Raw genomic sequence first — 21,072 nt, 5'->3', positions numbered from 1 at the left:
CTCGTCGCTACTGGGTGGGGCTTTCACGGTAACGCCCAAGGTAAGCGGCGCCGGAGCACCGAAGGTGCGGAGGGCACCAACACTGGCCATGAAAATGGCGAAGCCATGGCCGGTGTTGGCGTCCGCTTGACCGCCCAGTTAGGCTGCAGGTGGTTGCAAGCGATGGGTCGGTTCATCTGTATTTGCCTCAAGCGCATTTGCAATCCGCTCAATGTTGCGGCGGTACTCTTCCGCGAGTTCAGGGTTCGCGGGCATTTGGACGACACGCATGCTTAATGGTGATTCGCCAGACATTGTTTGGATGAGTGCCTTGCGAAGCATACGTTGGTCAGCCTCAATCTCCTCATGGGCAACTGGTGTGTAGGCGCCCCGCTTGAGTTGAACGCGATCAAATGTGTAGCCAACATCTTGGGCCATAGCATAAAGGAGGTTTAGGAAGAGCTCTTCGCGCTTGGCATAGTGGGCCTGTTGTTGCGCTTCGTTGAGGTCAGCTCCCTCGCCAAGGTTGTCGTGGTACTCCTTCCATGCGTCGAGGATGGCCTGTTCTTTACGGGTCCTGTGGTGAATTCCGAACATAAAGCCACCATAGAAAACCAAGTCGATCATGTTTAGCGCTTGCACATGATCGGGACTCAAGCGGGCGGCGCGTGTTGCCATTAGCTGCGTGAATACACGCGTTTTGCGACCTTTTTGCTCGCGTATGCCTTCAAGCCGCTTTTGCGCTTGAACGGCCAGAATAGGGCCCAGCAGGGTGGCAAAGACAATAATCCAATCTTTGGTGTCCATGTTCATTCAGAGTCTTCCCTAGGAATCCCGATAGCGCTTTACGAATAGGTTAGCTTGTTTGTTTGGTGCTGCCTAACGAATGGAAGGGCCTTCCCCGCCTTGAGTGATCCGCAGTGCGAAGCGTCGAGTAACGGCGCCAAGATGGGAAGTGCGAACTCTCATCAACTCACCTGGAAGGGGAAGGCCCATGACCATTATTGCCACGGGTATCGATCTGGCGAAGAACGTCTTTGCGGTGCACGGCGTGAACGCCACTGGGGTGGTGCAACTGCGTGAGCCGAAGGTGGCGCGCAGCAAGCTGCAAGCGCTGATCGCTGCACTGCCGCCGGGTGTCATCGGTATGGAGGCGTGCTCTGGAGCGCACCACTGGGCGCGGCAGTTTCAGGCGCACGGCCACACCGTGCGCCTGATGGCGCCGAAGCTGGTCACGCCCTACCGCATGAGCGGCAAGCGGGGCAAGAACGACGCGGCCGACGCGGCTGCGATCTGCGAGGCGATGCAGCGACCCAACATGCGCTTCGTTCCGATCAAGACCGAGGAGCAGCAGGCACAGCTGATGGTGCACCGCGCGCGGCAGGGCTTCGTCACCGAGCGCACGGCCTGCATCAACCGCATCCGCGGCCTGCTCTGTGAGTTCGGCATCGTGCTGCCGCTGAAGGCCGAGGTGGTGCGCCGCCAGGCCCGCGAGCACCTGGAGGACCTGCCCGGCTACGCCAACCTGGTCATCGGCGACTTGCTCAGCGAGGTGGCGCACCTGGACGAGCGCATTGCCCAGTACGACCGGCATGTGCACGCCATGGCCCGGCAGAGCACGCCCGCGCAGCAGTTGATGCAGTTGATGGGCATTGGCCAAGCCACGGCCACGGCGCTGGTGGCCATGGTGGGCAATGCCACGGAGTTCAGTTGCGGACGGCAGTTTGCGGCCTGGATCGGGCTGGTGCCGGGGCAGTACAGCTCCGGCGGCAAGGCGCGCCTGGGGCGCATCACCAAGGCCGGTGATCCGTACCTGCGCAGCTTGCTGGTGATGGGTGCTCGGGCAGTGCTCAACGCGGCGAAGAACAAGACCGACGGCATCAGCCGCTGGGCGCTGGCCGTCGAGCAGCGGCGCGGCTACTGGAAGGCGGTGGTGGCCATCGCCGCGAAGAACGCTCGCCTGGCCTGGGCGGTGCTGACCAAGGGCGAAGCCTTCAAGCTGGCGGCCTGAGCGGGGGCGCCGACATGACACCCAGACACCAGTCCCCGGCCTACACCCATCAGTTTGCTGCGGCCCCGCCCTGAGCCGCAGCCCGGTTTCCTCCACTGCGTGATGGCACTCGTTGATGTGCACAGGTTGGCCCGGCATGGGCAGTGACCGTTTAGCTCAAGGAGCCTCTGGCGCGCCAGCAATGGCCCGACAAACTCGGCTAACGAATGGGTCGCCCATGCGCTTCTTCCATCAGGGTCCGCAGCCGGCATGCCGTGCTGCACAGTGACCGCTTGTAGTTTCTTCCGTCCGCACCCTGCGCATCCTGCATCAACGCCCGCCGCAATAGCGCGTGGTGGAGTCTTTTATTCAGCCGTATGACCCAGATTGAATCACTGGCGTGATTCAACGGATCAGTTTCGCTTGACAGGCGGGGAAGCCCTTGTAGTTTGAGCTAATCGGACCGTTGCGGTATGTGGCTAAAGGCCCAGAATGAAATGACGGGCCTTTGGCCGCATGCCGCAATGGGTCCGGTTGAGCGAATGGTTAGGCCCCACCTTTGGGTTGCAACTTTTTCCTTGATATTTGGAGGGTAGGTATCGGGCCCGTTATCCACTTCCGGTTTGCTTCTGATAGACCAAGAACGAACTGCATGGATCCACCTGGATAGGAATTCTCAGTCACTTTGCCAGTTCGCTTTTGTGCTTGCGCTGAGACTTTGGGTTGAAACTTTGCGGGCCCGCAGTAGCAATCTATGGATTTACCGGGCGGCACAGTTAAAAGCCAAGCCCGCTGCAAATTACCCCAATCGTCGCATATTGCCCAACGGTTACTCACCTCCTGAATCACCTTCAATCCAGACGGACCAGTTGTCGCGACTTGGTCAAGTATGTCCTCGACCTCGCTGGCGTAAAGCCAATAGGACTTGTAGATCCCGGCGCGTTTGTCAAACGCGCCTAGAGCCGCTTGCTGCCCGCGGCTTGAATCCGTAAATCGAATGAGCCGGGTTCCACCTTCAACTGATGTGAATCGACTTTGTACAAGAAAGCTGCTCGCTTCAGTGTCTGAAAGATCGAAGTACATCGCGGTATTTCCTGTGTGGCCTAACGAAAAGCGTTTATCTGCCGCGCCGCCGAATCTGGCCATTGGCGCGGTGCTGGTCGCGGCAGATAAACCTCGTTGGACTTGACCGCTGCGCCGACGGTGGAAGGGGGAATGTAAGTTCAGCGCCGCGGGTGGGCAATGGTGTTGTGGCGCACAGCGTGGGCGTGCGCAAGCCGGCACAGCGGCAGCGCGCCTGCAAAGTCCCGGGCGGGGCCGCTGTCTGGCCGATGCTGGCGGCGGTCAAAGCCGTGCTCAGCCCGCGTGCGGCGCGGCAGGCGCAAGCACGCCCGGCGGCGTCGCTGCGCGACGTCGCTCTTGGGGGCGATGACTCTGCTGCAGCCGCTCACGGCGGCCCCCGCGCCGCAGGGCCGCATGGCTCGGCTGATCCGGCCCGCATCGGCACCACGCAGCCCGCCGCCTGCCAGCACCCGCGCCCGCAATGGGTGCAGGCGGCGATATCGAAGCCCGCCACGCGGCGCATGAACTGCGCCACCTCTTCGGCCACGGCCGGGTTGGCCTGCGGCATGCCCAGTGCCGCCCGGGCGGTGTCCAGCCGCGCGGTCTTGGCCGCCGGTGACAGCAGCCCATAGTGGCGGATGCGCTTGAAACCACGCGGCACCACGTGCTGCAGCAGCCGTTCGATGAACTGCGCCCCGCCCAGTTTGGTGACGCGGCTGCGCGCACCGCCGTCTTCGGCGTTGTCTTGCCCGTGCTTGCGGTTGATGCGCGTCCTGAAGTGCACGTCGTGGCCGTGGATGCCCAGCAGGCGTTCGTTGCCGATGGCCGTGCGGTGGGTGTAGCGGCTCAGGTAGTCCAGCACCGCCGCCGGTCCGGCCAGCGGTGTCTTGGCGTAGACCACCCAGGGCTTGCTGCGCAGCGCCTGCAGGGGCAGCTCCGGGGACTTGCCCTGCGGGTCACGCAGCCGGCCGCCCGCCTCGGCCTGCTGCAGCGCGTCGATGAAGCGCCCGCGCCAGACCTGGGACAACGCCCGCACCGGGAACAAGAAGGTCGGGCTGCGTCGGGGTGGCTGCCAGACCGGCTGGCCTTGGTCGTTGCTGCTCAGCGCACCGCAGGCCATGAGCGCATGCACGTGCAGGTGGCGCCGCAGGTCCTGCGACCAGGTGTGCAGCACCAGGGTGAAGGCCGGGATGCCGCCCAGCCACTTCGGGTCGGCGGCGAAGGCGCTCAGCGTGCTGGCCACGGTGTCGAGCAGGGTGTCGTACACCCAGCGCGGGCGCACGGCTGCCAGCGGGTTCAGCTCGTGCGGCAGCGTGAAGACCAGGTGGCAGTACGGCACGTTGAGCAGTTCGGCCCCACGCGCACGGCGCCAGGCCTCGCGCTGGCGGGTCTGGCACTGCGGGCAGTGGCGGTTGCGGCACGAATGCCAGCGCCACTGCTCGGCGCCGCAGTCGTCGCAGCGCAGCATCTGCCCGCCCAGGGCCGGCGTGCGGCAGCGGGTGATGGCCGCCCAGGCGCGGGCCTGGCCGGGCGTCAGCTCGCGGCCTTGGGCCTGCCGCTGCGCCAGCAGCGCGGGGCCGAAGTGCCGCAGCACCTCGGCCAGGGTGGTGGCCACGCTCAGGCCGGCTCGGGCAGCGGTTGCGGTTGCGGCTGAGGCAGCGCCTGCAGCAGCGCCAGCGAGGCGCCGCGTGCGCCCACCGCCGCGTCCGGGCGCACCAGGTGCAGGTAGCGCGCGGTGGTCTGCACGTGGTTGTGGCCCAGCCACTGCTGCAGCGTGTGCACATCCACGCCCGCCTCCAGCAGGTGCGTGGCATAGCAGTGGCGCAGGGTGTGCAGCCCGCCGTGCTTGGTGATGCCCGCCGCGCTGGCCGCGGCGCGGTACCAGCGCTGCGGGCTCTGGTCGTGCATGGGCTTGCTGCGGTCGGCACGGGCGGTGAACACCCAGTCCGGCGCATCGTCGCTGCGCGCAGCGCGCGGCTGCAGGGCCCGCCACTGCTGCAGCACGGCCAGCGTGTCGGACGCCAGCGGCACCAGCCGGCCCTTGCCGCCCTTGCCCTGGCGCACGTGGATGCACATGCGGTCGGCCTGGCCGTGCACGTCGCCCCAGCGCAGGTGGCACAGCTCGTTCAGCCGCAGCCCGCTGGCGTAGGCCAGCCGCAGGAAAGTGCCGGCGGTGACGTGCGGCGCGCAGGCCAGCAGCATCGCCACTTCACCCCGCGACAGCAGTTCAGGCACCTGCTGCGGCATCCGGGCGTAGGGGATGTCGAACTGCCGGGTGCCCAGGCCCAGCACGGTGCCGTAGAGGAACTTGAACCCGCTGGCGGCCTGGTTCACCGTGGAGAACGACAGCTTGCGGTCGCGGTGCAGGTGCAGCATGTAGTCCTGCACCTGCTGCGCCGTCAGCAGCTCGGGGCTGCAGTTGAAGTGCCGCGCCAGGCCCGCCATCGCGTGGATGTAGGCCTGCACCGTGCGCTCAGCAAAGCCGCGCAGCACCATCGCGTCGAGCATGCGTTGTCTCAGGGGCGTCATCACCATCTCCTCGATCGGACTGCAGGCACATGCCTGCGCGATCAAGGGTGCGCCGCCTTCGCCCCGAGAGCCAGCGGCGGTGCCGTGTGCGATGAGCCCATCGGCCGTGGTGGGTGACTACCGCGTCAGCGGTCTAGTTCAACGTGATCTGAAGCGCAGAACGCTCAGCGTAACCGAATACGCCCACCATCCTGTCAGGCGTCTACGGATACGCCTGCAGCTGAACTTCGTCGCCTGGCGGACGCCGTCACAGGCAGTCTCGCAGCAGAGGTGGTCAATTGGCCGGGTGGCCGCATGACCGTCGCGGACAACAGTTCGCCCAAACGCATCAACTCTCAACCGCCGCGCATCCGGCGCGAGGTCACCCACGCCCGATACCGTCGTGCGACACCACATCCGGGCCAACACCGGCTCTGCACTGTCTCCATGCCCAACCGACACCAGCCTTCCCGACCTGACGCGCCCTGCCATGGCCAGCAGATTCCGCACCGTCAGCGTCCTTGCTTCAACGCAACCAACCCGCTGCCCCCCGGAAGCACCACGATCCGCGGGACAATGCACCACCAACCCCCGCTGTACCAGCCCCCGAGAATTCGCCATGACCCTGAAAGACCGCATCACCGACGACATGAAGACCGCCATGCGCGCCAAGGAGACGGAGCGCCTGTCCACCATCCGCATGCTGCTGGCTGCCATCAAGCAAAAGGAAGTGGATGAGCGCATCACGGTCGACGACGCGCAGGCCGTGGCCTTGGTCGACAAGCTGATCAAGCAGCGCAAGGACTCGGTGGCGGCCTACCAGCAGGCCGGCCGTGCCGATCTGGCCGACAAGGAGAACGCCGAGATCGCGGTGCTGCAGGCCTACCTGCCGGCGCGGCTGTCGGCCGACGAGGTGGCCGCCGAGGTGCGCGCGATCGTGGCCGAGCTGGGCGCCAGCGGCCCTGGCGACATGGGCAAGGTGATGGGCGCAGCCAAGGCCAAGCTGGCCGGCAAGGCCGAGATGGCGGCGGTGTCGGCCGCCGTCAAGCAGGCGCTGTCGCAGTAAGCTCGGTGCCATGAGCCTGCCCCTGAACCAGATCGCCGCCGACGTCTGCGTCGCCCCGCAACTCACGCCCGAGGCCATGGCCGACGCGGCCGCTGCGGGCTTTCGCAGCGTGGTGAACAACCGCCCTGACCATGAAGGCGGCCCTGACCAGCCCACCAGCGCCCAGATCGAGGCCGCGGCCCGCGCCGCCGGTCTGGAATACCGCTACCTGCCGGTGCAGGGCGGCTACCAGTCGCCGGAAGAGATCGCGCAGTTCGCCCTGCTGCTGGAGGAACTGCCGCGACCGCTGCTGGCCTTCTGCCGCAGCGGCGCCCGCTCCACCCGGCTGTACATGCAGGCCTTGCAGTCAAGCTGACGCCTGGCTGACGGCGCCGTACGCGATATTGCGGCGCAGCATCCGTGCTTTCCCTGAAGCGCCCGCCTCGTGCGGGCGTTTTTGCGTCGCGGGTGGATACAGTCCGCGCTTTGCTCATGCAGGCTCGCGGCGCGGCCGCCACGACCCTGCATTGACACCTGAAAGAACTTTCCCGGAGGTGGTGTGTCCGCTTTGCTCAAGTTATCCCGGTGGATAGACCGGTTGAATGAATTCGTGGGGCGCTGGGTCAGCTGGCTGGTGCTGGCGGCGGTGGTGATCAGCGCGCTCAATGCGGTGGTGCGAAAGGCGTTCGGCACCAGCTCCAACGCCTTCCTCGAGATCCAGTGGTACCTGTTCTCGGCGGTGTTCCTGCTGGCCGCGGGCTACACCATGCTGCGCGGCGAGCATGTGCGCATCGACATCATCCTGGGCCGCTTCAGCAAGCGCACCCAGATCAAGGTCGAGATCTTCGGCATCGTCGCCTTCCTTTTCCCGTTCGTCATCGTCGTCATCGAGCTGGTGATGCCGCTGGTGATCCGTGCCTATGTCTCGGGCGAGGTGTCGTCCAACGCCGGCGGCCTGATCCGCTGGCCGGTGTTCGCGCTGGTGCCCGTGGGCTTTGCGCTGCTTGGGCTGCAGGGGGTTTCCGAGCTGATCAAACGCATCGCCTTCCTGATGGGCCTGATCGACGACCCGACCCGCAAGGTGGTGGCCAAGACGCCGGAAGAAGAGCTGGCCGAAGCCATCCGCCTGCGTGAAGAAGGAGCACGCGCATGATGGAGTTCATCGGCGCCAACATGGCGCCCATCATGTTCGCCGGGCTCATCTGCTTCCTGCTGATGGGCTTCTCGGTGGCCTTCTCGCTGGCCGCCTGCGGCCTGACCTTCGCCTTCATCGGCATCGAGATGGGCCTGCTGCCCGCCGCGCTGGTGCAGGCACTGCCGCTGCGCATCTTCGGCACCATGCAGAACGAGACGCTGCTGGCGATCCCGTTCTTCACCTTCATGGGGCTGATCCTGGAACGCTCGGGCATGGCCGAGGACCTGCTGGACACCATCGGCCAGCTGTTCGGCACCATCCGCGGCGGCCTGGCCTATGCGGTCATCCTGGTGGGCGCGATGCTGGCCGCCACCACAGGCGTGGTGGCCGCTTCGGTCATCTCCATGGGCCTGATCTCGCTGCCCATCATGCTGCGCTACGGCTACGACCGGCGGCTGGCCACCGGCGTCATCGCCGCCTCGGGCACGCTGGCGCAGATCATCCCGCCTTCGCTGGTGCTGATCATCCTGGCCGACCAGCTGGGCCGCAGCGTGGGCGACCTGTACAAGGGCGCCTTCATCCCCGGCTTCACGCTGGTGGGCATGTACATCCTGTACGTGCTGGTCATGACCATCCTGTATCCCAACCGGGCCCCGGCGCTGCCGCTGGAAGCACGCACCATCCGTGAAGACGACGGCAGCAGCGGCAACCGCTCGCTGCTCGTGGTGTTTCTGCTGGCAGTGGCCGCCGGCATCGCCTTCGGCGAAACCCGGCCGGAAGGCACGGCGACGGACGAGCGCATCGTGCTGTCGATGTGCGTGGGTGTGGCCGTGGCCTTCACGCTGGCGGTGCTCAACCGCCTGCTGCGGCTGAAGCTGCTGTCGCGCATGGCCGAACGGGTGACCTTCGTGCTCATTCCGCCGCTGGCGCTGATCTTCCTGGTGCTGGGCACCATCTTCCTGGGCGTGGCCACACCCACCGAAGGCGGCGCCATGGGCGCGGTGGGCGCGCTGCTGATGGCGCTGGCGCGCAAGCGGCTGAACCTCTCGCTGCTTCGCCAGGCGATGGACACGACGATGAAGCTGTCGTGCTTCGTGGTCTTCATCCTGCTGGGTGCCACGGTGTTCGGCCTGGCCTTCCAGGGCGTGGACGGCCCGAAGTGGGTGGAGCACCTGCTGAGCAGCCTGCCGGGCGGCCAGCTGGGCTTCCTGATCGTGGTGAACATCCTGGTGTTCTTCCTGGCATTCTTCCTGGACTTCTTCGAGCTGTCCTTCATCGTGGTGCCGCTGCTGGCCCCGGTGGCCGACAAGCTGGGCATAGACCTGGTGTGGTTCGGCGTGCTGCTGGCGGTGAACATGCAGACCTCGTTCATGCACCCGCCGTTCGGCTTCGCCCTCTTCTACCTGCGCAGCGTGGCGCCGACCGAGGACTACACCGACCGCGTGACCAAGAAACCGATCGCCAAGGTCAAGAGCTCGGAGATCTACTGGGGCGCCGTGCCCTTCGTGATCATCCAGCTGGTGATGGTGGGCCTGATCATCGCCTTCCCGGGCCTGGTGGGCCACGACACCGAAGCCGCCTCGGGCATCGACGCCGACAAGGCGCTGCAGGAGATGGTGATGCCGGGGGCCGAGCCCGACACCAGCCCGGCCCCGGGGATGGAAGTGCCGGCCGTGCCGGACGCGGGTGGCAGCGTGCCTTCGGCCGATCCGGCCCCCGCCCCGGCCGCCGAGGAAGACCCGATGAAGGCGCTGCAGGACGCCATCAAGGAAGACGCGAACAAGGCCAACAAGCCTTGATCTGCACGGGGCCCTGCGGGGCCCCGCTGCGGCGTCGCCCGCAGGCGCTAGCTCAGCCGAAAGGACAGCTGGCGCTCATGGCGCAGCGACAGCAGCACCACACGCGCATCGTCGTGGGCATAGAGCAGCACGTACCGGCCAATGACCACTTCGCGCAGGCCGTGCAGACCGAGAGAGGCCAGCAAAGCCGACAGGGCGTCGCGCATGGCTTGTGTATGCACCGAGGTGGAATCCATTGCCCTCGCAGGCCGCCCCATCGCCGGATAGCTGGCCAATCGTCCGCGAACCGCCTGCACCTGCGCCTGGAGCCGGGCCCAGCGCCTGGGAGCAGATTCGGCGTCCTGCTGGGCCATGAACTGCCGGGCCTCCGCCAGGCGACGCGCAAAGCCCGGGGTGGCGGTCACCCTGGCCCGCGCTGCCGCGCTCATGCGCCTCGAGGCGACTTCTTGTTGGTTGGCGCAGCCACGCCCAGGAGTTCGTCAAGCTCGGCGTCTGACATCTGGCGGCCAGCGGCCAGGTCGCGCAAGCCTTGCAGGGCGTCGCTCAGCAGCACCACATTGGCAAACTCCGCCTCGAGCGCGTGGTAGTAATCGAGCTTGCGGGCATCCACCAGCGCCACGAAGCTCGACCCGTTTTTGGTCAGCAGCTTTTCTGCGCCATGTGTCACCACATCGTCGGCCAGTTCGGTCAGGCGAGCCCGGGCTTCGCTGATAGGTACCACATCGCTGGCACGCACACCCATGACCGTCTCCGATGGAAGCTCAACCAAGCCCTGTGCCGGGTAGTGTAGAGAATTCGCCAAGCCCATGACAAAGGGCCCCTCGCCAGTCCGTGTCAATACTCTGACGCCGACCTGAAGCCTTGAAGACAATGCCCTGCAACGCGAGTTGCGGGGCATTGTTCATATGGGCTATGTGCAAGGGCTGAGCCGGGATCAAGGCAGTCTGTTCCCGGTATCGCTGGACGAGTTGATCGGGCCGGAGCATGTGTGCCGCGTGATCGCGGCTTTCGTGGATCGGCTGGACTTGCAGGCACTGGGCTTTGCGCGAGCCCGCACCAAGGCGACGGGTCGCCCGCCCTACGACCCAGCCGATCTGCTGATGCTGTACCTGTACGGCTACCTGAACCGCGTGCGGTCGTCGCGCCGCCTGGAGCGCGAGTGCCAGCGCAACATCGAAGTGATGTGGCTGCTGCACAGGCTCACGCCTGACCACAAGACCATCGCTGAGTTCCGCCGCTGCAACGCGGCGCCGCTGCGGCGCGCTGGCGCTGAGTTCGTCCGCTTTTGTGCCGAAGCCGGACTGATCCGGGGAGAGTGGGTGGCCGTGGACGGCACCAAGTTCCAGGCCGTGGCCAGCGGCAAGGCCATCCTGGACGCAGCGCAGCGCGCCGAGCTGCAAGCCAAGCTGGAGCAGCGCATCGCCCAGTACCTCCAGGAGCTGGAGGCGGCCGATCAGCAGCAAGGCGAGGTGCCAGTCGATGCCCAGGCATTGCGCCAGGCGCTGGCGCGGCTGCAGCAACAACAATCGGACCTGGCACAGGTCCCAGGCGAGCGGCTGCACGTGAGCACGGAGCCCGAGGCGGTCGTGCTCAAGGGCAAAGGTCCGGGCTACAACGTGCAGACTGCCGTTGATGCCGAGCACGCCTTGATCGTGGCCCATGAGATCAACGCCCAGGCCGGTGACAACGGCTGCCTGCAGCGCATGGGCGAAGCGGCGCAGCAGGCTCTGGGTGCCACTGCACTGAAGCTGGTGGCAGATGCCGGCTATGCCAATGGCCAACAGGCCCAGGCACTGGAGGACCAGGGCGTGCAGGTGCATGTCCCGGTCAAGCGCTCGCTCAACAACCAGGGCGACGGTGAACTGTTCGACCGGGCTTGTTTCACCTATGACGCCTCGGCCGACGCCTACGTCTGTCCGGCCGACAAACTGCTGCAGCGCAAGCAGGTCAACCGCAAGGACAAGATGGTCGTCTATGCCGCCCAGCCCAGCGATTGTGGGGCGTGCTCGATGAAGGGGCGCTGCACGGCCAGTGCACGCCGCATGGTCACCCGTCATCTCTACGAGCAAGCCCTCGAGCGCATTCACCAGCGTGCCACGCCTGCGGCGATGAGACTGCGCCGCTGCACGGTCGAACATCCGTTCGCAGCCTTGAAGTTCCACATCTTCGAGAAGCCGCGCTTCCTGATGCGGGGCCTGAGGGGCGCGGGCACGGAGATCGCGTTGGCGACCCTGACCTACAACCTCAAGCGTGCGCTGGCTGTGCTTGGCGGGCGGCACATGCTGCAGAAGTTGGCCATGCCATGACAGGGGTAGTGCCGAGGGATGCTCATGCAGACGGTCCTCTGAACGCAGCCCGACACCGCACCCCGGATCAACGTAGCGCCCACAAAACAAAAATGCCCCGGTGAACTCGGGGCGGTTTGCTATCGGCGGCCTTCGCAGCCGTTTCGACACGGACTGTCGCGGGGCCCTCGTCGTTGGTGCAGCCTGAAGACTTACAGCTTGGCCGACTGCATGTAGCGGTCGAACTGGCCTTCGGTGAAGCGGAACCAGAGGTTCTGGTCCTTCAGGAAGGCGGCGTAGTCGGTGTAGACCTTCTTCCAGTTCGGGTTGGTCTTCGACAGATCGGCATACACCGCCATCGATTCCTTGAAGGCCGCGTCCATCACGTCCTTCGGGAAGGGCATCAGCTTGACCTTGGCGGCCACCAGCTGCTTGAGCGCCGTCGGGTTCAGCGCGTCGTACTTGGCCTGCATGTCGACGTGGGCGGTCATCGAGGCGGCCTCGACGATGGCCTTGTACTCGGGCGTCAGCGCCTCATAGGCCTTGGTGTTGATGAAGAAGTCGACCTCGGGGCCGCCTTCCCACCAGCCGGGGTAGGCATAGAACGGGGCCACCTTGTAGAAGCCCAGCTTCTGGTCGTCGTACGGGCCCACCCACTCGGCCGCGTCGATGGTGCCCTTTTCCAGCGACTGGTAGATCTCGCCGCCGGGGATGTTCTGCGGCACGCCGCCCATGCGCTCGATGATCTTGCCGGCGAAGCCGCCGATGCGGAACTTCAGGCCCTTGATGTCGGCCAGCGACTTCACTTCCTTGCGGAACCAGCCGCCCATCTGGCTGCCGGTGTTGCCGCCCGGGAAGCTGATCATGTTGTATTGCGCGTAGAACTCACGCATCAGCTTCAGACCGTTGCCGTGCAGCATCCAGGCGGTCATCTGGCGGCTGTTCATGCCGAAGGGGATGGCCGCGCCGATGGCAAACGTCGGGTCCTTGCCGAAGAAGTAGTACGGCACGGTGTGGCACATGTCGACGGTGCCGTTCTGCACCGCATCGACCACGCCGAACGGCGGCATCAGTTCACCACCGGCATGCACCGAGATCTGGAACTTGCCGCCGGACATGTCCGAGACCTTCTTGCTGAAGACTTCGGCGGCCCCGTAGATGGTGTCCAGCGACTTCGGGAAGCTGCTGGCCAGGCGCCAGCGGATGTTGGCCTGGGCCTGCACGAAGGCCGGGGCGGTGCCCGCAGCCAGCACGCCCGCGATGCCTGCACCACGGACGAAGGAACGACGTTCCATGTAGGGGACTCCTGTGGACGGAATTTAGGTCGCGCGATTCTAGGAGCCGCATTTCGTCGGCTTCGGCGGGGTTTCCCCGCAGCAGATTCGGCGACGCCGCCCGCAGGCCGTCAGCTTGGCGTCAGCTGCCGGCGACCTTCATCTTCTCGATGAGGATGGAGCCCGTGGTCTTGCCGCCCATGGTGTAGGCGTCGGCGCCCACGGCCACGATGGACTTGAGCATCTGAGGCAGGTGGCCGGCGATGGTCACCTCCTCCACCGGGTGCACGATCTTGCCGTTCTCCACCCAGAAGCCGGCGGCACCGCGCGAATAGTCGCCGGTCACGTAGTTCACGCCCTGGCCCATCAGCTCAATGACGAAGAGGCCGCGGTGCAGCTTGCGCAGCATCGCGTCCAGGTCGTCGCCGGGCTGGGTGAGCCGGCTGGTGAGCGTGAGGTTCTGCGAGCCGCCGGCATGGCCGGTGGTTTTCATGCCCAGCTTGCGGGCCGAATAGCTCGACAAGAAGTAGCCCTGCGTCACGCCGGCTTCCACCACGGTGCGGGCGCGGGTGCGCACGCCTTCGTCGTCGAACGGCGCGCTGGCCTTGCCGCGCAGGATGAACGGGTCTTCATGCACGTCGAGGTGGTCGGCCAGCACCTGCTGGCCCAGGCTGTCCACCAGGAAGGTGGCTTTGCGGTACAGCGCACCGCCGCTGGTGGCCTGCACATAGGCGCCCAGCAGCCCGGCGGCCAGCGGCGACTCGAACAGCACCGGCACTTCGCAGGTGGGGATCTTGTGGGCCTTCAGCCGCGACAAGGCGCGCTCGGCCGCATAGCGGCCCACCGCTTCGGGCGCGGCCAGTTCGTCCGCCGAGCGCATCGAGGTGTACCAGGCGTCGCGCTGCATGCCGTCGCCGCGGCCGGCGATCGGCGCCACCGACAGCGAATGCCGCGAGCTGGCATAGCCGCCGCGAAAGCCGCGCGAGTTGCCGGCATAAAAGTGCGACTGCTGGGCTGAGACGCCCGCGCCTTCGGAGTTGGTGATGCGCTTGCGGTCGGTGGCCAGGGCCGCGGCCTCGCAGCGGCGGGCCAGCTCGGTGGCGGCCTCGGCATCCAGGTCCCAAGGGTGGAACAGGTCGAGGTCGCGCGCCGCCTCTTCGGCCGTGGCCAGGTCGTCCGCGTCGGGCAGGCCGGCCACCGGGTCTTCGGCGGTGAAGCGGGCGATGTCGTAGGCGGCGCGCACCGTCTGCTCGATCGCGGCGCGCGAGAAGTCGGAGGTGCTGGCATTGCCGCGGCGGCGGCCCAGGTACACCGCCACGCCCAGCGACTTGTCGCGGTTGCGCTCCACGTTCTCCAGCTCGCCCTTGCGCACCGAGACCGACAGGCCGGTGCCTTCCGAGGCTTCGGCGCCGGCATCGCTCGCACCCAGCTTCTTCGCCATCGCCAAGGCGTCCTCCACGCACTGCTGGAACTGTTCTCGCGTGTAGGCAAAGCCCTTGGCGGTGGTGGAACGGGTGTCGGACATGTGGGATGGCAGGGGTGGGGTTGGCTCAAATTATCATAGCCGTCGCCTTGAGCAGCCCTATGCAGCCCCACACCACCGACCCTTTCGACGAACGCCCCAGCAAGACCGCGCTGAAAAAGCAGGCGCACGACCTGCAGCGCCTGGGCGAGGCCCTTTCCGAACTGCCCGACGACCGCCTGGCCGCGGTGCCGATGCCCGAGTCCTTGCTGGAGGCCCTGCGCGAGACCCGCCGCATCCGCTCGCACGAAGGCCGGCGCCGCCACCTGCAGTACGTGGGCAAGCTGATGCGGCAGACCGACGTCGAGCCGCTGCGTGAAGCCGTGGCCGCGGCGCAGCTGGGCACCGCCCAGAACACGCTGGAGCTGCACCGGCTGGAGCAATGGCGCCTGGAGCTTGTCAACGACGACGAGGCCCTCACGCGTTGGATGGCCGAGTGGCCGGAAACCGACCTGCAGCACCTGCGCAGCCTGATCCGCGCCGCCCGCAAGGATGCGGCGCTGCCGCCCGAGCAGCGCCACGGCAAGGCCTGGCGCGAGCTGTTCCAGTTCATCAAGTCGCAGTTCAACCAGCCCCGGCCCGACGCACCGCATGAGCAGTTTTGAACCCGTCAAGATCGGCCTCGTGTCCGTCAGCGACCGCGCCAGCGCGGGCGTGTACGAGGACAAGGGCATTCCTGCGCTGCGCGAGTGGCTGGGCCGCGCATTGCGCAACCCGGTGACCTACGAAACGCGCCTGGTGCCCGACGAGCAGCCGCAGGTCAGCGAAGCCCTGAGCACGCTGGTGGACGACGCCGGCTGCGACCTGGTGCTGACCACGGGCGGCACCGGCCCGGCGCCGCGCGACATCACGCCCGAGGCCACGCTGGCCGTGGCCGACCGCGAGATGCCCGGCTTTGGCGAGCAGATGCGCCAGATCAGCCTGCGCTTCGTGCCCACCGCCATCCTGTCTAGACAAGTGGCGGTGATCCGCGGCCGCGCGCTGATCATCAACCTGCCCGGCCAGCCCAAGTCGATCGCCGAGACGCTGCAAGGCCTGCCGCAGGCCGAGCCGCCGGTGCCGGGCATCTTCGCCGCGGTGCCCTACTGCATCGACCTGATCGGCGGCCCTTACCTCGAGACCGACCCGGCGGTGTGCCAGGCCTTCCGGCCCAAGTCGGCCGTGCGCCCTGCCCCGGCTCAACCGGGGTCCCCGCAGTGAAGTCCCGCCTGGCGCTGGGCGCACTGGCATGGGCCATGGCCGCGGCCGGTCTGCCGGTGGGTGCCGCGGAAGACACGGTGCCACTGGTCATCCAGCCTGGCGACACGCTGTGGCACCTGTCGAACGAGGTGCTGGCCGGCCCCGAGGCCTGGCGCGAGGTGGCGCGGCTGAACCGCCTGCCCAATGCCGGCCAGATCCGCGCCGGCCAGCAGCTGCAGGTGCCACTGCGGCTGCTGCGCGAGCAGCCGGTGGACGCCCGTCTGGCCGTGGTGCAAGGCGCCGTGACGCTGGACGGCCGCCCGGCCGCTGCCGGCGACCTGGTGCGCGCTGGCCAGTCGCTGGCCACCGCAGCCGACGCTTCGGCGGTGGTGGAGCTGGCCGATGGCTCCCGCCTGCGGGTGCAGCCAGGCACCGAAGCCACACTGGCCCAGAGCGCCCGGGTGGCAACGCGCGGTGGTGCGCTCACCCCCACGCCCTCGCCCACCAGCGCCGACGCCCAGACCAGCACCGACGGCTACTTCGCCGGCACCATGCGCCTGGTGCGCGGTTCGCTGGAGGTGCTGGCCACCAAGCTGCGCCGCGCCAAACCGCTGGAAGTGCAGTCGCCCACCGCGGTGATCGGCGTGCGCGGCACCGAATACCGGGTGCATCACGGTGACGACCAGGGCACCCGCGCCGAAGTGCTGGAAGGCCGCGTGCGCGCCGAGCCGGTGGCCGCGCAGGCCACGGGCGTGGACTTGAGCGCGGGCTTCGGTGCCGCCATCGTGGCTGCCGGTGTGGCGCCGCGTGTGGTGCCGCTGCCGCCCGCGCCCGCGCTGGACGCGCTGCCCGCGGTGGTGGAACGCCCCGTCGTGCGGCTGGAGGTGCCGGGCGAGCCCAGCGCCCTGCGGGTGCAGGTGGCACTGGACGCCGGTTTTGAACGGGTGGTCAGCGACCAGCGTGTGGCCGCCGGCACGCCGGTGCGCATCACCGGCCTGGCCGATGGCGACTGGTTCCTGCGCGTGCGCCGCATCCAGGCCGACGGCGTGGAAGGCCTGAACAGCAGCCAGCGCTTCACGCTGGCGGCGCAGCCCGAGCCCCCCGCCCCCCGCGCCCCGCGCGCCGGCGGCCAGGTGGGCGTGGGCCGCGTGAGCTTCCGCTGGGCGGAGAACCTGCAGGCGCAGCACTACCACCTGCAGGTGGCCCGCGACGAGGCTTTCACCGACCTGGTGGTCGACCTGCCGCAGGTCACCGGCGATGCCGCCGAGCTGACGCTGGACCAGCCGGGCCGCTTCTTCTGGCGCGTGGCCAGCGTGCGGCCGCCCGAAGGCAACCGCCGCCAGCGGGGCCCCTGGACCGATGTGCAGGCCCTGACCGTTCGCGCCGCGCCACCGGCCGCCACCAGCGGGCTGTCGCCCGACGGCAGCCGCCTGGAACTGCGCTGGAGCGGCCGGCCGGAAGACCGCCACCAGGTGGAGCTGTCGACCGATCCGCAGTTCGGCGGCAGCGCCACGGTGCGCGCGGAGCTCACCACGCCGAGCTGGTCCGTGGACAAGCCGGCGCAGCCGGGCACCTACTACTTCCGCTATCGCAGCGTCGAGGCCGACGGCTTCGTCACGCCCTACAGCAGCACGCTGAAGCTGGAGATCGAGCGCGACACGCGCAGCCTGTGGCTGCTGGGCGTGCCGCTGCTGTTCCTGCTGTAGTTCTCTCGAGCGAGCGCCGTCTACTTGACCAGCCGGTTCAGGCCGGCGGCGTCGAAGCATTCGGTGGTCTGCGCGTCCTGGGGCACGCAGTCGCTGTCGGGCAGCTCGCGGCTGCGCGACGACAGCTTCTCGATCGCCTGCCACAGCAGCATGATCTGGTGCTCATGGCCCGAGGCGTTGTCGATCAGCCCCTTCATCGCCTGCGCCACCGGGTCGTCGCCCTGCGTCACGCCATAGGCCGAGAAGCCCATGCGGGCCGAGGCCGCCTCGCGCTCGGCGTCGGCCTTGCCTTCGATGATGCGGGCCGGATTGCCCACCGCGGTGGCGCCGGCCGGCAGCGGCTTGGTGAGCACCGCGCCCGAGCCGATGCGGGCGCCCTCACCCACGGTGAAGCCCCCCAGCACGCACGCATTGGCGCCGACGATGACGCCACGCTCCAGCGTGGGATGACGTTTGGCGCCGCGCACCAGCGAGGTACCGCCCAGCGTCACGCCTTGGTAGATGGTGCAGTCGTCATGCACTTCGGCCATCTCGCCGATCACCACCCCCATGCCGTGGTCAATGAACACCCGGCGGCCGATGGTGGCGCCCGGGTGGATCTCGATGCCGGTAAGGAAGCGCGCAATGTGCGAGATGAAGCGCCCCAGCCAGTGCCAGCGGGCGCGCCAGGCCGCATGGGCCCAACGGTGCATCACCAGCGCGTGCAGGCCGGGATAACAGGTGAGCACCTCCCACGACGAACGCGCGGCGGGGTCGCGTTCGCGGATGCAGGCGATGTCTTCACGCAGTCGGCTGAACATGGCGTTGGCTCTCGCGGCCCTTCAAGGGCCGTCTTCGGTCACGGCCGGCCAGTGTATGCGCCGCCTTTGCATCAGGTGCCAGGAGGGGCAAGCCGCGACACCGCCTTGGCCACGCCGCGCAGGATGTGCACCTCCTCGGCCGTCAGCGCCGCGCGGTTGGCCAGCTGGTTCAGCCGCGGCATCAGCTTCTTGGGCGCCGCCGGGTCCAGGTAGCCGATGGCCACCAGCACCTCGCGCCAGTGCGCCAGCAGGCCTTGCACCGCCGCCGCGTCGGCGGGCGCCGGCTCGGCGGTGCGCGCCTGCACCGCAAAACCGCCCAGCGCCTGCCGCCATTCATAGGCGATCACCTGCACCGCCTGCGCGAGGTTCAGCGAGCCGTAGGACGGGTCGGTGGGAATGCTCAGGCAGGTGTGGCAGCGGTAGACGATCTCGTTGGGCAGGCCATAGCGCTCGCTGCCGAACACGAAGCCGATGCGCGCGCCCTGCGCCGCCATTTGCGCCAGGTGCGGGCGCGGTGCGGCCGTGGGCGGGCCGAAGTCGCGCGGCGTCATCGCGGTGGCGCACAGGTGGTCGATGCCGTCCAGCGCCTCGTCGATCGAGTCGACGATGCGCGCCCGCACCAGGATGTCTGCCGCGCCGCTGGCCATGGCCACGGTGTCTTCCTGGCTCAGCACGTCGGCAAAGCGGGGCTGCACCAGCACCAGATCGGCAAACCCCATCACCTTCATCGCGCGCGCAGCGGCGCCCACGTTGCCGGGGTGGCTGGTGTTGACGAGGATGAAGCGGCTGCCGTCGCCGCGCGGCGTGTGTTCAGTGGCGGGGGTCACGGCGGCTTCAGGGGGCGTTGGGTCGGGCATGGTGCGTGAAAGCGGGTCAGGCGGCTAAAATGCGCGGTTCTCGTGGCCCGGCATTGTCGGCGCCACCCGCTCTTTGCCTTCGCTGCTGCTCCCAACCGCCCACGGCCCACAGGCCGGGGCCCGTCCGTCCACCGACGTTCACCGACGTTTTTATACAGGTCGCCCATGTCCCAATCGCTCCACCCCATGCTCAACATCGCCATCAAGGCGGCACGCGCGGCGGGCGCGATCATCAACCGGGCCTCGCTCGACCTGGAGCAGCTGAAGATCAACCACAAGGGCCCCAACGACTTCGTCACCGAGGTCGATCAGGCCGCCGAGCAGGTGATCATCGACACCGTGCTGCAGGCCTACCCCAACCACGCCATCCTGGCCGAAGAGTCGGGCCGCAGCCGGGGCGCCAAGGACAGCGAATTCGTCTGGATCATCGATCCGCTGGACGGCACCACCAACTTCATCCACGGCTTTCCGGTGTACTGCGTGTCCATCGCGCTGGCGCACCGTGGCCAGGTGCAGCAGGCGGTGGTGTACGACCCCACCCGCAACGACCTGTTCTACGCCTCCAAGGGCCGCGGCGCCTACCTGAACGACCGCCGCATCCGCGTTTCGCGCCGCACGCGCCTGTCCGACGCGCTGGTGGGCACCGGCTTCCCGTTCCGCCGCGGGGACAACTTCAAGCGCTACATCAAGATGTTCGAAGAGGTGATGCAGTCCTGCGCCGGCGTGCGCCGTCCGGGCGCTGCCGCACTCGACCTGTGCTACGTGGCCGCGGGCTACTACGACGGCTTCTTCGAGACCGGCCTGAACCCCTGGGACATCGCGGCCGGCTCGCTGATGATCACCGAGGCGGGCGGCCTGATCGGCAACTTCACCGGCGAATCCGACTACCTGTACCAGCGCGAGGTGGTGGCCGGCAATGCCAAGGTGTATGCCCAGCTGGTCACCATCCTGGCGCCCTACACCCGCGTGATCAAGGCCGACGACGTGGCCGGCGAGGCCGTGGCCACCGAAGCCGGTGACACCACGCCTGAGCAGGCCCTGGCCGCCAGCCTGGGCGCCGAGGCACCCGCCGCCGACGCCAAGCCCAAGCGCGGCCCGGTGCGCATCAAGAAGCAGCCGGCGGCCGAGGAGTGAAGCCCGCGGCGCCCGGCCGGCGCGCCAGCTGACCGAGCGCGCCGACGCCGGCCAGCATCAGCAGCCAGGTGGCAGGCTCCGGCACCGCCGTCACCGCCTCCATCCGGTCCACCGTCGCGATGAGCACCGGGCTGCCGTCGCTGCGGAAGAAGCCCATCAAGGCGCTGCTGAAGGCAGCGGCTTGCGGCACATCCCCCAGCGCGCTGGACGTGACGCCGGTGGTGCCGCCCTCCAGCTCCACGCTCAGGCGGTAGTCGGCCAGGATGTTGTCACCCGCTGCCAGGCGCAGGCCCTGGCCGAACAGCGTCATGTACCAGCTGTCGCCGCGCGGATCGTCGACCACCGACACCAGGCTGTTGCTATTGCCGGGCGCCAGCTGCGGCTGCCCGGCCTGGAAGCGCTGGCCGCCTGGCGCGTGCACGGTGAAGTCGAAACCGGTGATCAGCGCATCCCGGCCGCCGTACAGGCCGCGTCCCGGATCGCTGCTGTGGTTGCGGGCCAGCGCATCGAAGCTGAGCGTGAGGCTGTAGGTGGCACCCAGCACCGCCGCCTGCGAATCCCCGAACACCACATCGCCGCTCAAACGAAGCCCGGTCGGGCCGGCCACCGCACCGGCAGTTGCAACAAGGCTGAACACAGCCGCATACATCTTTGGTAGCAAGTGCTTCCTCCGGTAACGAAGGCGCAAACGCTAACCGCGTGACGGATTTCCGTATCAGGGCAAATTTGTGACGAAGGCCTGGAACGTGAACTAAGCCGCAGATTGACCCCTTCAGACGCCGGCTGCATGGCCAGGA

Annotated in this window: 20 protein-coding genes; 10 read left to right on the top strand and 10 right to left on the bottom strand. The window is 67.6% G+C overall.

The window, feature by feature from the left end:
• Positions 1-138: 138 nt before the first annotated feature.
• Complete coding sequence (locus tag MW290_RS22550) at positions 139-792, bottom strand: DUF6680 family protein (protein ID WP_250199894.1); 654 nt, start codon at positions 790-792, stop codon at positions 139-141.
• A 181-nt stretch (positions 793-973) separates the two neighbouring features.
• On the opposite strand from MW290_RS22550, the gene MW290_RS22545 reads away from it, so the two are divergent.
• Positions 974-1,990 carry an IS110 family RNA-guided transposase gene (locus MW290_RS22545; RefSeq protein ID WP_250195741.1) on the top strand — a complete coding sequence of 339 codons (1,017 nt, stop codon included), beginning with the start codon at positions 974-976 and terminating at the stop codon, positions 1,988-1,990.
• Between the two features lie 1,426 nt (positions 1,991-3,416).
• Here MW290_RS22545 and MW290_RS22540 read toward each other — a convergent pair.
• Positions 3,417-4,646 carry an IS91 family transposase gene (locus MW290_RS22540; RefSeq protein WP_250199893.1) on the bottom strand — a complete coding sequence of 410 codons (1,230 nt, stop codon included), beginning with the start codon at positions 4,644-4,646 and terminating at the stop codon, positions 3,417-3,419.
• Positions 4,647-4,648: 2 nt separating this feature from the next.
• Positions 4,649-5,560, bottom strand: a complete 912-nt coding sequence (locus tag MW290_RS22535; protein ID WP_250199892.1) for a tyrosine-type recombinase/integrase — start codon at positions 5,558-5,560, stop codon at positions 4,649-4,651.
• A gap of 598 nt (positions 5,561-6,158) precedes the next feature.
• Between MW290_RS22535 and MW290_RS22530 the strand changes: the two genes are divergently transcribed.
• From MW290_RS22530 to MW290_RS22515, 4 genes are all read left to right on the top strand, one after another.
• Entirely contained in the window at positions 6,159-6,605 is a 447-nt protein-coding gene (locus tag MW290_RS22530) for a GatB/YqeY domain-containing protein (RefSeq protein WP_250199891.1), read from the top strand.
• A 10-nt stretch (positions 6,606-6,615) separates the two neighbouring features.
• On the top strand, positions 6,616-6,960 hold the full coding sequence (locus tag MW290_RS22525) for a protein tyrosine phosphatase family protein (protein ID WP_250199890.1): 345 nt from the start codon (positions 6,616-6,618) through the stop codon (positions 6,958-6,960).
• Between the two features lie 183 nt (positions 6,961-7,143).
• Positions 7,144-7,737, top strand: a complete 594-nt coding sequence (locus MW290_RS22520; RefSeq protein ID WP_250199889.1) for a TRAP transporter small permease subunit — start codon at positions 7,144-7,146, stop codon at positions 7,735-7,737.
• Complete coding sequence (locus MW290_RS22515; protein WP_250200088.1) at positions 7,737-9,518, top strand: TRAP transporter large permease; 1,782 nt, start codon at positions 7,737-7,739, stop codon at positions 9,516-9,518. Before MW290_RS22520 ends, MW290_RS22515 begins: the two co-directional genes overlap by 1 nt.
• Before the next feature lie 47 nt (positions 9,519-9,565).
• On the opposite strand, the gene MW290_RS22510 is transcribed toward MW290_RS22515, so the two are convergent.
• Positions 9,566-9,946 carry a type II toxin-antitoxin system RelE/ParE family toxin gene (locus MW290_RS22510; protein WP_250199888.1) on the bottom strand — a complete coding sequence of 127 codons (381 nt, stop codon included), beginning with the start codon at positions 9,944-9,946 and terminating at the stop codon, positions 9,566-9,568.
• Complete coding sequence (locus MW290_RS22505) at positions 9,943-10,260, bottom strand: type II toxin-antitoxin system Phd/YefM family antitoxin (protein WP_250199887.1); 318 nt, start codon at positions 10,258-10,260, stop codon at positions 9,943-9,945. The genes MW290_RS22510 and MW290_RS22505 overlap by 4 nt, the downstream gene beginning before the upstream one ends.
• A gap of 163 nt (positions 10,261-10,423) precedes the next feature.
• Between MW290_RS22505 and MW290_RS22500 the strand changes: the two genes are divergently transcribed.
• Positions 10,424-11,824, top strand: coding sequence for an IS1182 family transposase (locus tag MW290_RS22500; RefSeq protein ID WP_250199886.1), 1,401 nt, complete (start codon positions 10,424-10,426; stop codon positions 11,822-11,824).
• A gap of 191 nt (positions 11,825-12,015) precedes the next feature.
• On the opposite strand, the gene MW290_RS22495 is transcribed toward MW290_RS22500, so the two are convergent.
• The gene (locus MW290_RS22495) at positions 12,016-13,098 is read right to left on the bottom strand and encodes a TRAP transporter substrate-binding protein (RefSeq protein WP_250199885.1); all 1,083 of its coding nucleotides are present in this window, start codon (positions 13,096-13,098) and stop codon (positions 12,016-12,018) included.
• Between the two features lie 121 nt (positions 13,099-13,219).
• Positions 13,220-14,602: a metalloprotease PmbA gene (pmbA, locus tag MW290_RS22490; RefSeq protein WP_250199884.1), complete on the bottom strand. Its 1,383-nt coding sequence runs from the start codon at positions 14,600-14,602 to the stop codon at positions 13,220-13,222.
• Positions 14,603-14,661: 59 nt separating this feature from the next.
• On the opposite strand from pmbA, the gene yjgA reads away from it, so the two are divergent.
• From yjgA to MW290_RS22475, 3 genes are read left to right on the top strand one after another with little or no spacing between them, the layout of a single operon-like run.
• Positions 14,662-15,204, top strand: coding sequence for a ribosome biogenesis factor YjgA (gene yjgA / locus MW290_RS22485; protein ID WP_250199883.1), 543 nt, complete (start codon positions 14,662-14,664; stop codon positions 15,202-15,204).
• A complete protein-coding gene (gene mog, locus MW290_RS22480; RefSeq protein WP_250199882.1) occupies positions 15,191-15,799 on the top strand; it encodes a molybdopterin adenylyltransferase in 609 nt (202 codons plus the stop codon). Before yjgA ends, mog begins: the two co-directional genes overlap by 14 nt.
• The gene (locus tag MW290_RS22475) at positions 15,796-17,484 is read left to right on the top strand and encodes a FecR family protein (protein ID WP_250199881.1); all 1,689 of its coding nucleotides are present in this window, start codon (positions 15,796-15,798) and stop codon (positions 17,482-17,484) included. The genes mog and MW290_RS22475 overlap by 4 nt, the downstream gene beginning before the upstream one ends.
• Positions 17,485-17,504: 20 nt before the next feature.
• Here the strand turns inward: MW290_RS22475 and cysE are convergent, their stop codons facing one another.
• Entirely contained in the window at positions 17,505-18,284 is a 780-nt protein-coding gene (gene cysE, locus MW290_RS22470; RefSeq protein ID WP_250199880.1) for a serine O-acetyltransferase, read from the bottom strand.
• A 71-nt stretch (positions 18,285-18,355) separates the two neighbouring features.
• Entirely contained in the window at positions 18,356-19,012 is a 657-nt protein-coding gene (locus MW290_RS22465) for an RNA methyltransferase (RefSeq protein WP_250200087.1), read from the bottom strand.
• Between the two features lie 294 nt (positions 19,013-19,306).
• Between MW290_RS22465 and MW290_RS22460 the strand changes: the two genes are divergently transcribed.
• Positions 19,307-20,275, top strand: a complete 969-nt coding sequence (locus MW290_RS22460) for an inositol monophosphatase family protein (protein WP_250199879.1) — start codon at positions 19,307-19,309, stop codon at positions 20,273-20,275.
• Here MW290_RS22460 and MW290_RS22455 read toward each other — a convergent pair.
• On the bottom strand, positions 20,247-20,912 hold the full coding sequence (locus MW290_RS22455) for a PEP-CTERM sorting domain-containing protein (RefSeq protein ID WP_250199878.1): 666 nt from the start codon (positions 20,910-20,912) through the stop codon (positions 20,247-20,249). The two genes, MW290_RS22460 and MW290_RS22455, sit on opposite strands and share 29 nt — an antisense overlap.
• Between the last annotated feature and the right edge of the window lie 160 nt (positions 20,913-21,072).

The sequence above is a fragment of the Aquincola tertiaricarbonis genome (assembly GCF_023573145.1).
Taxonomy (GTDB): domain Bacteria; phylum Pseudomonadota; class Gammaproteobacteria; order Burkholderiales; family Burkholderiaceae_C; genus Aquincola; species Aquincola tertiaricarbonis_B.
This window is presented reverse-complemented; position numbering and strand designations above follow the sequence as displayed.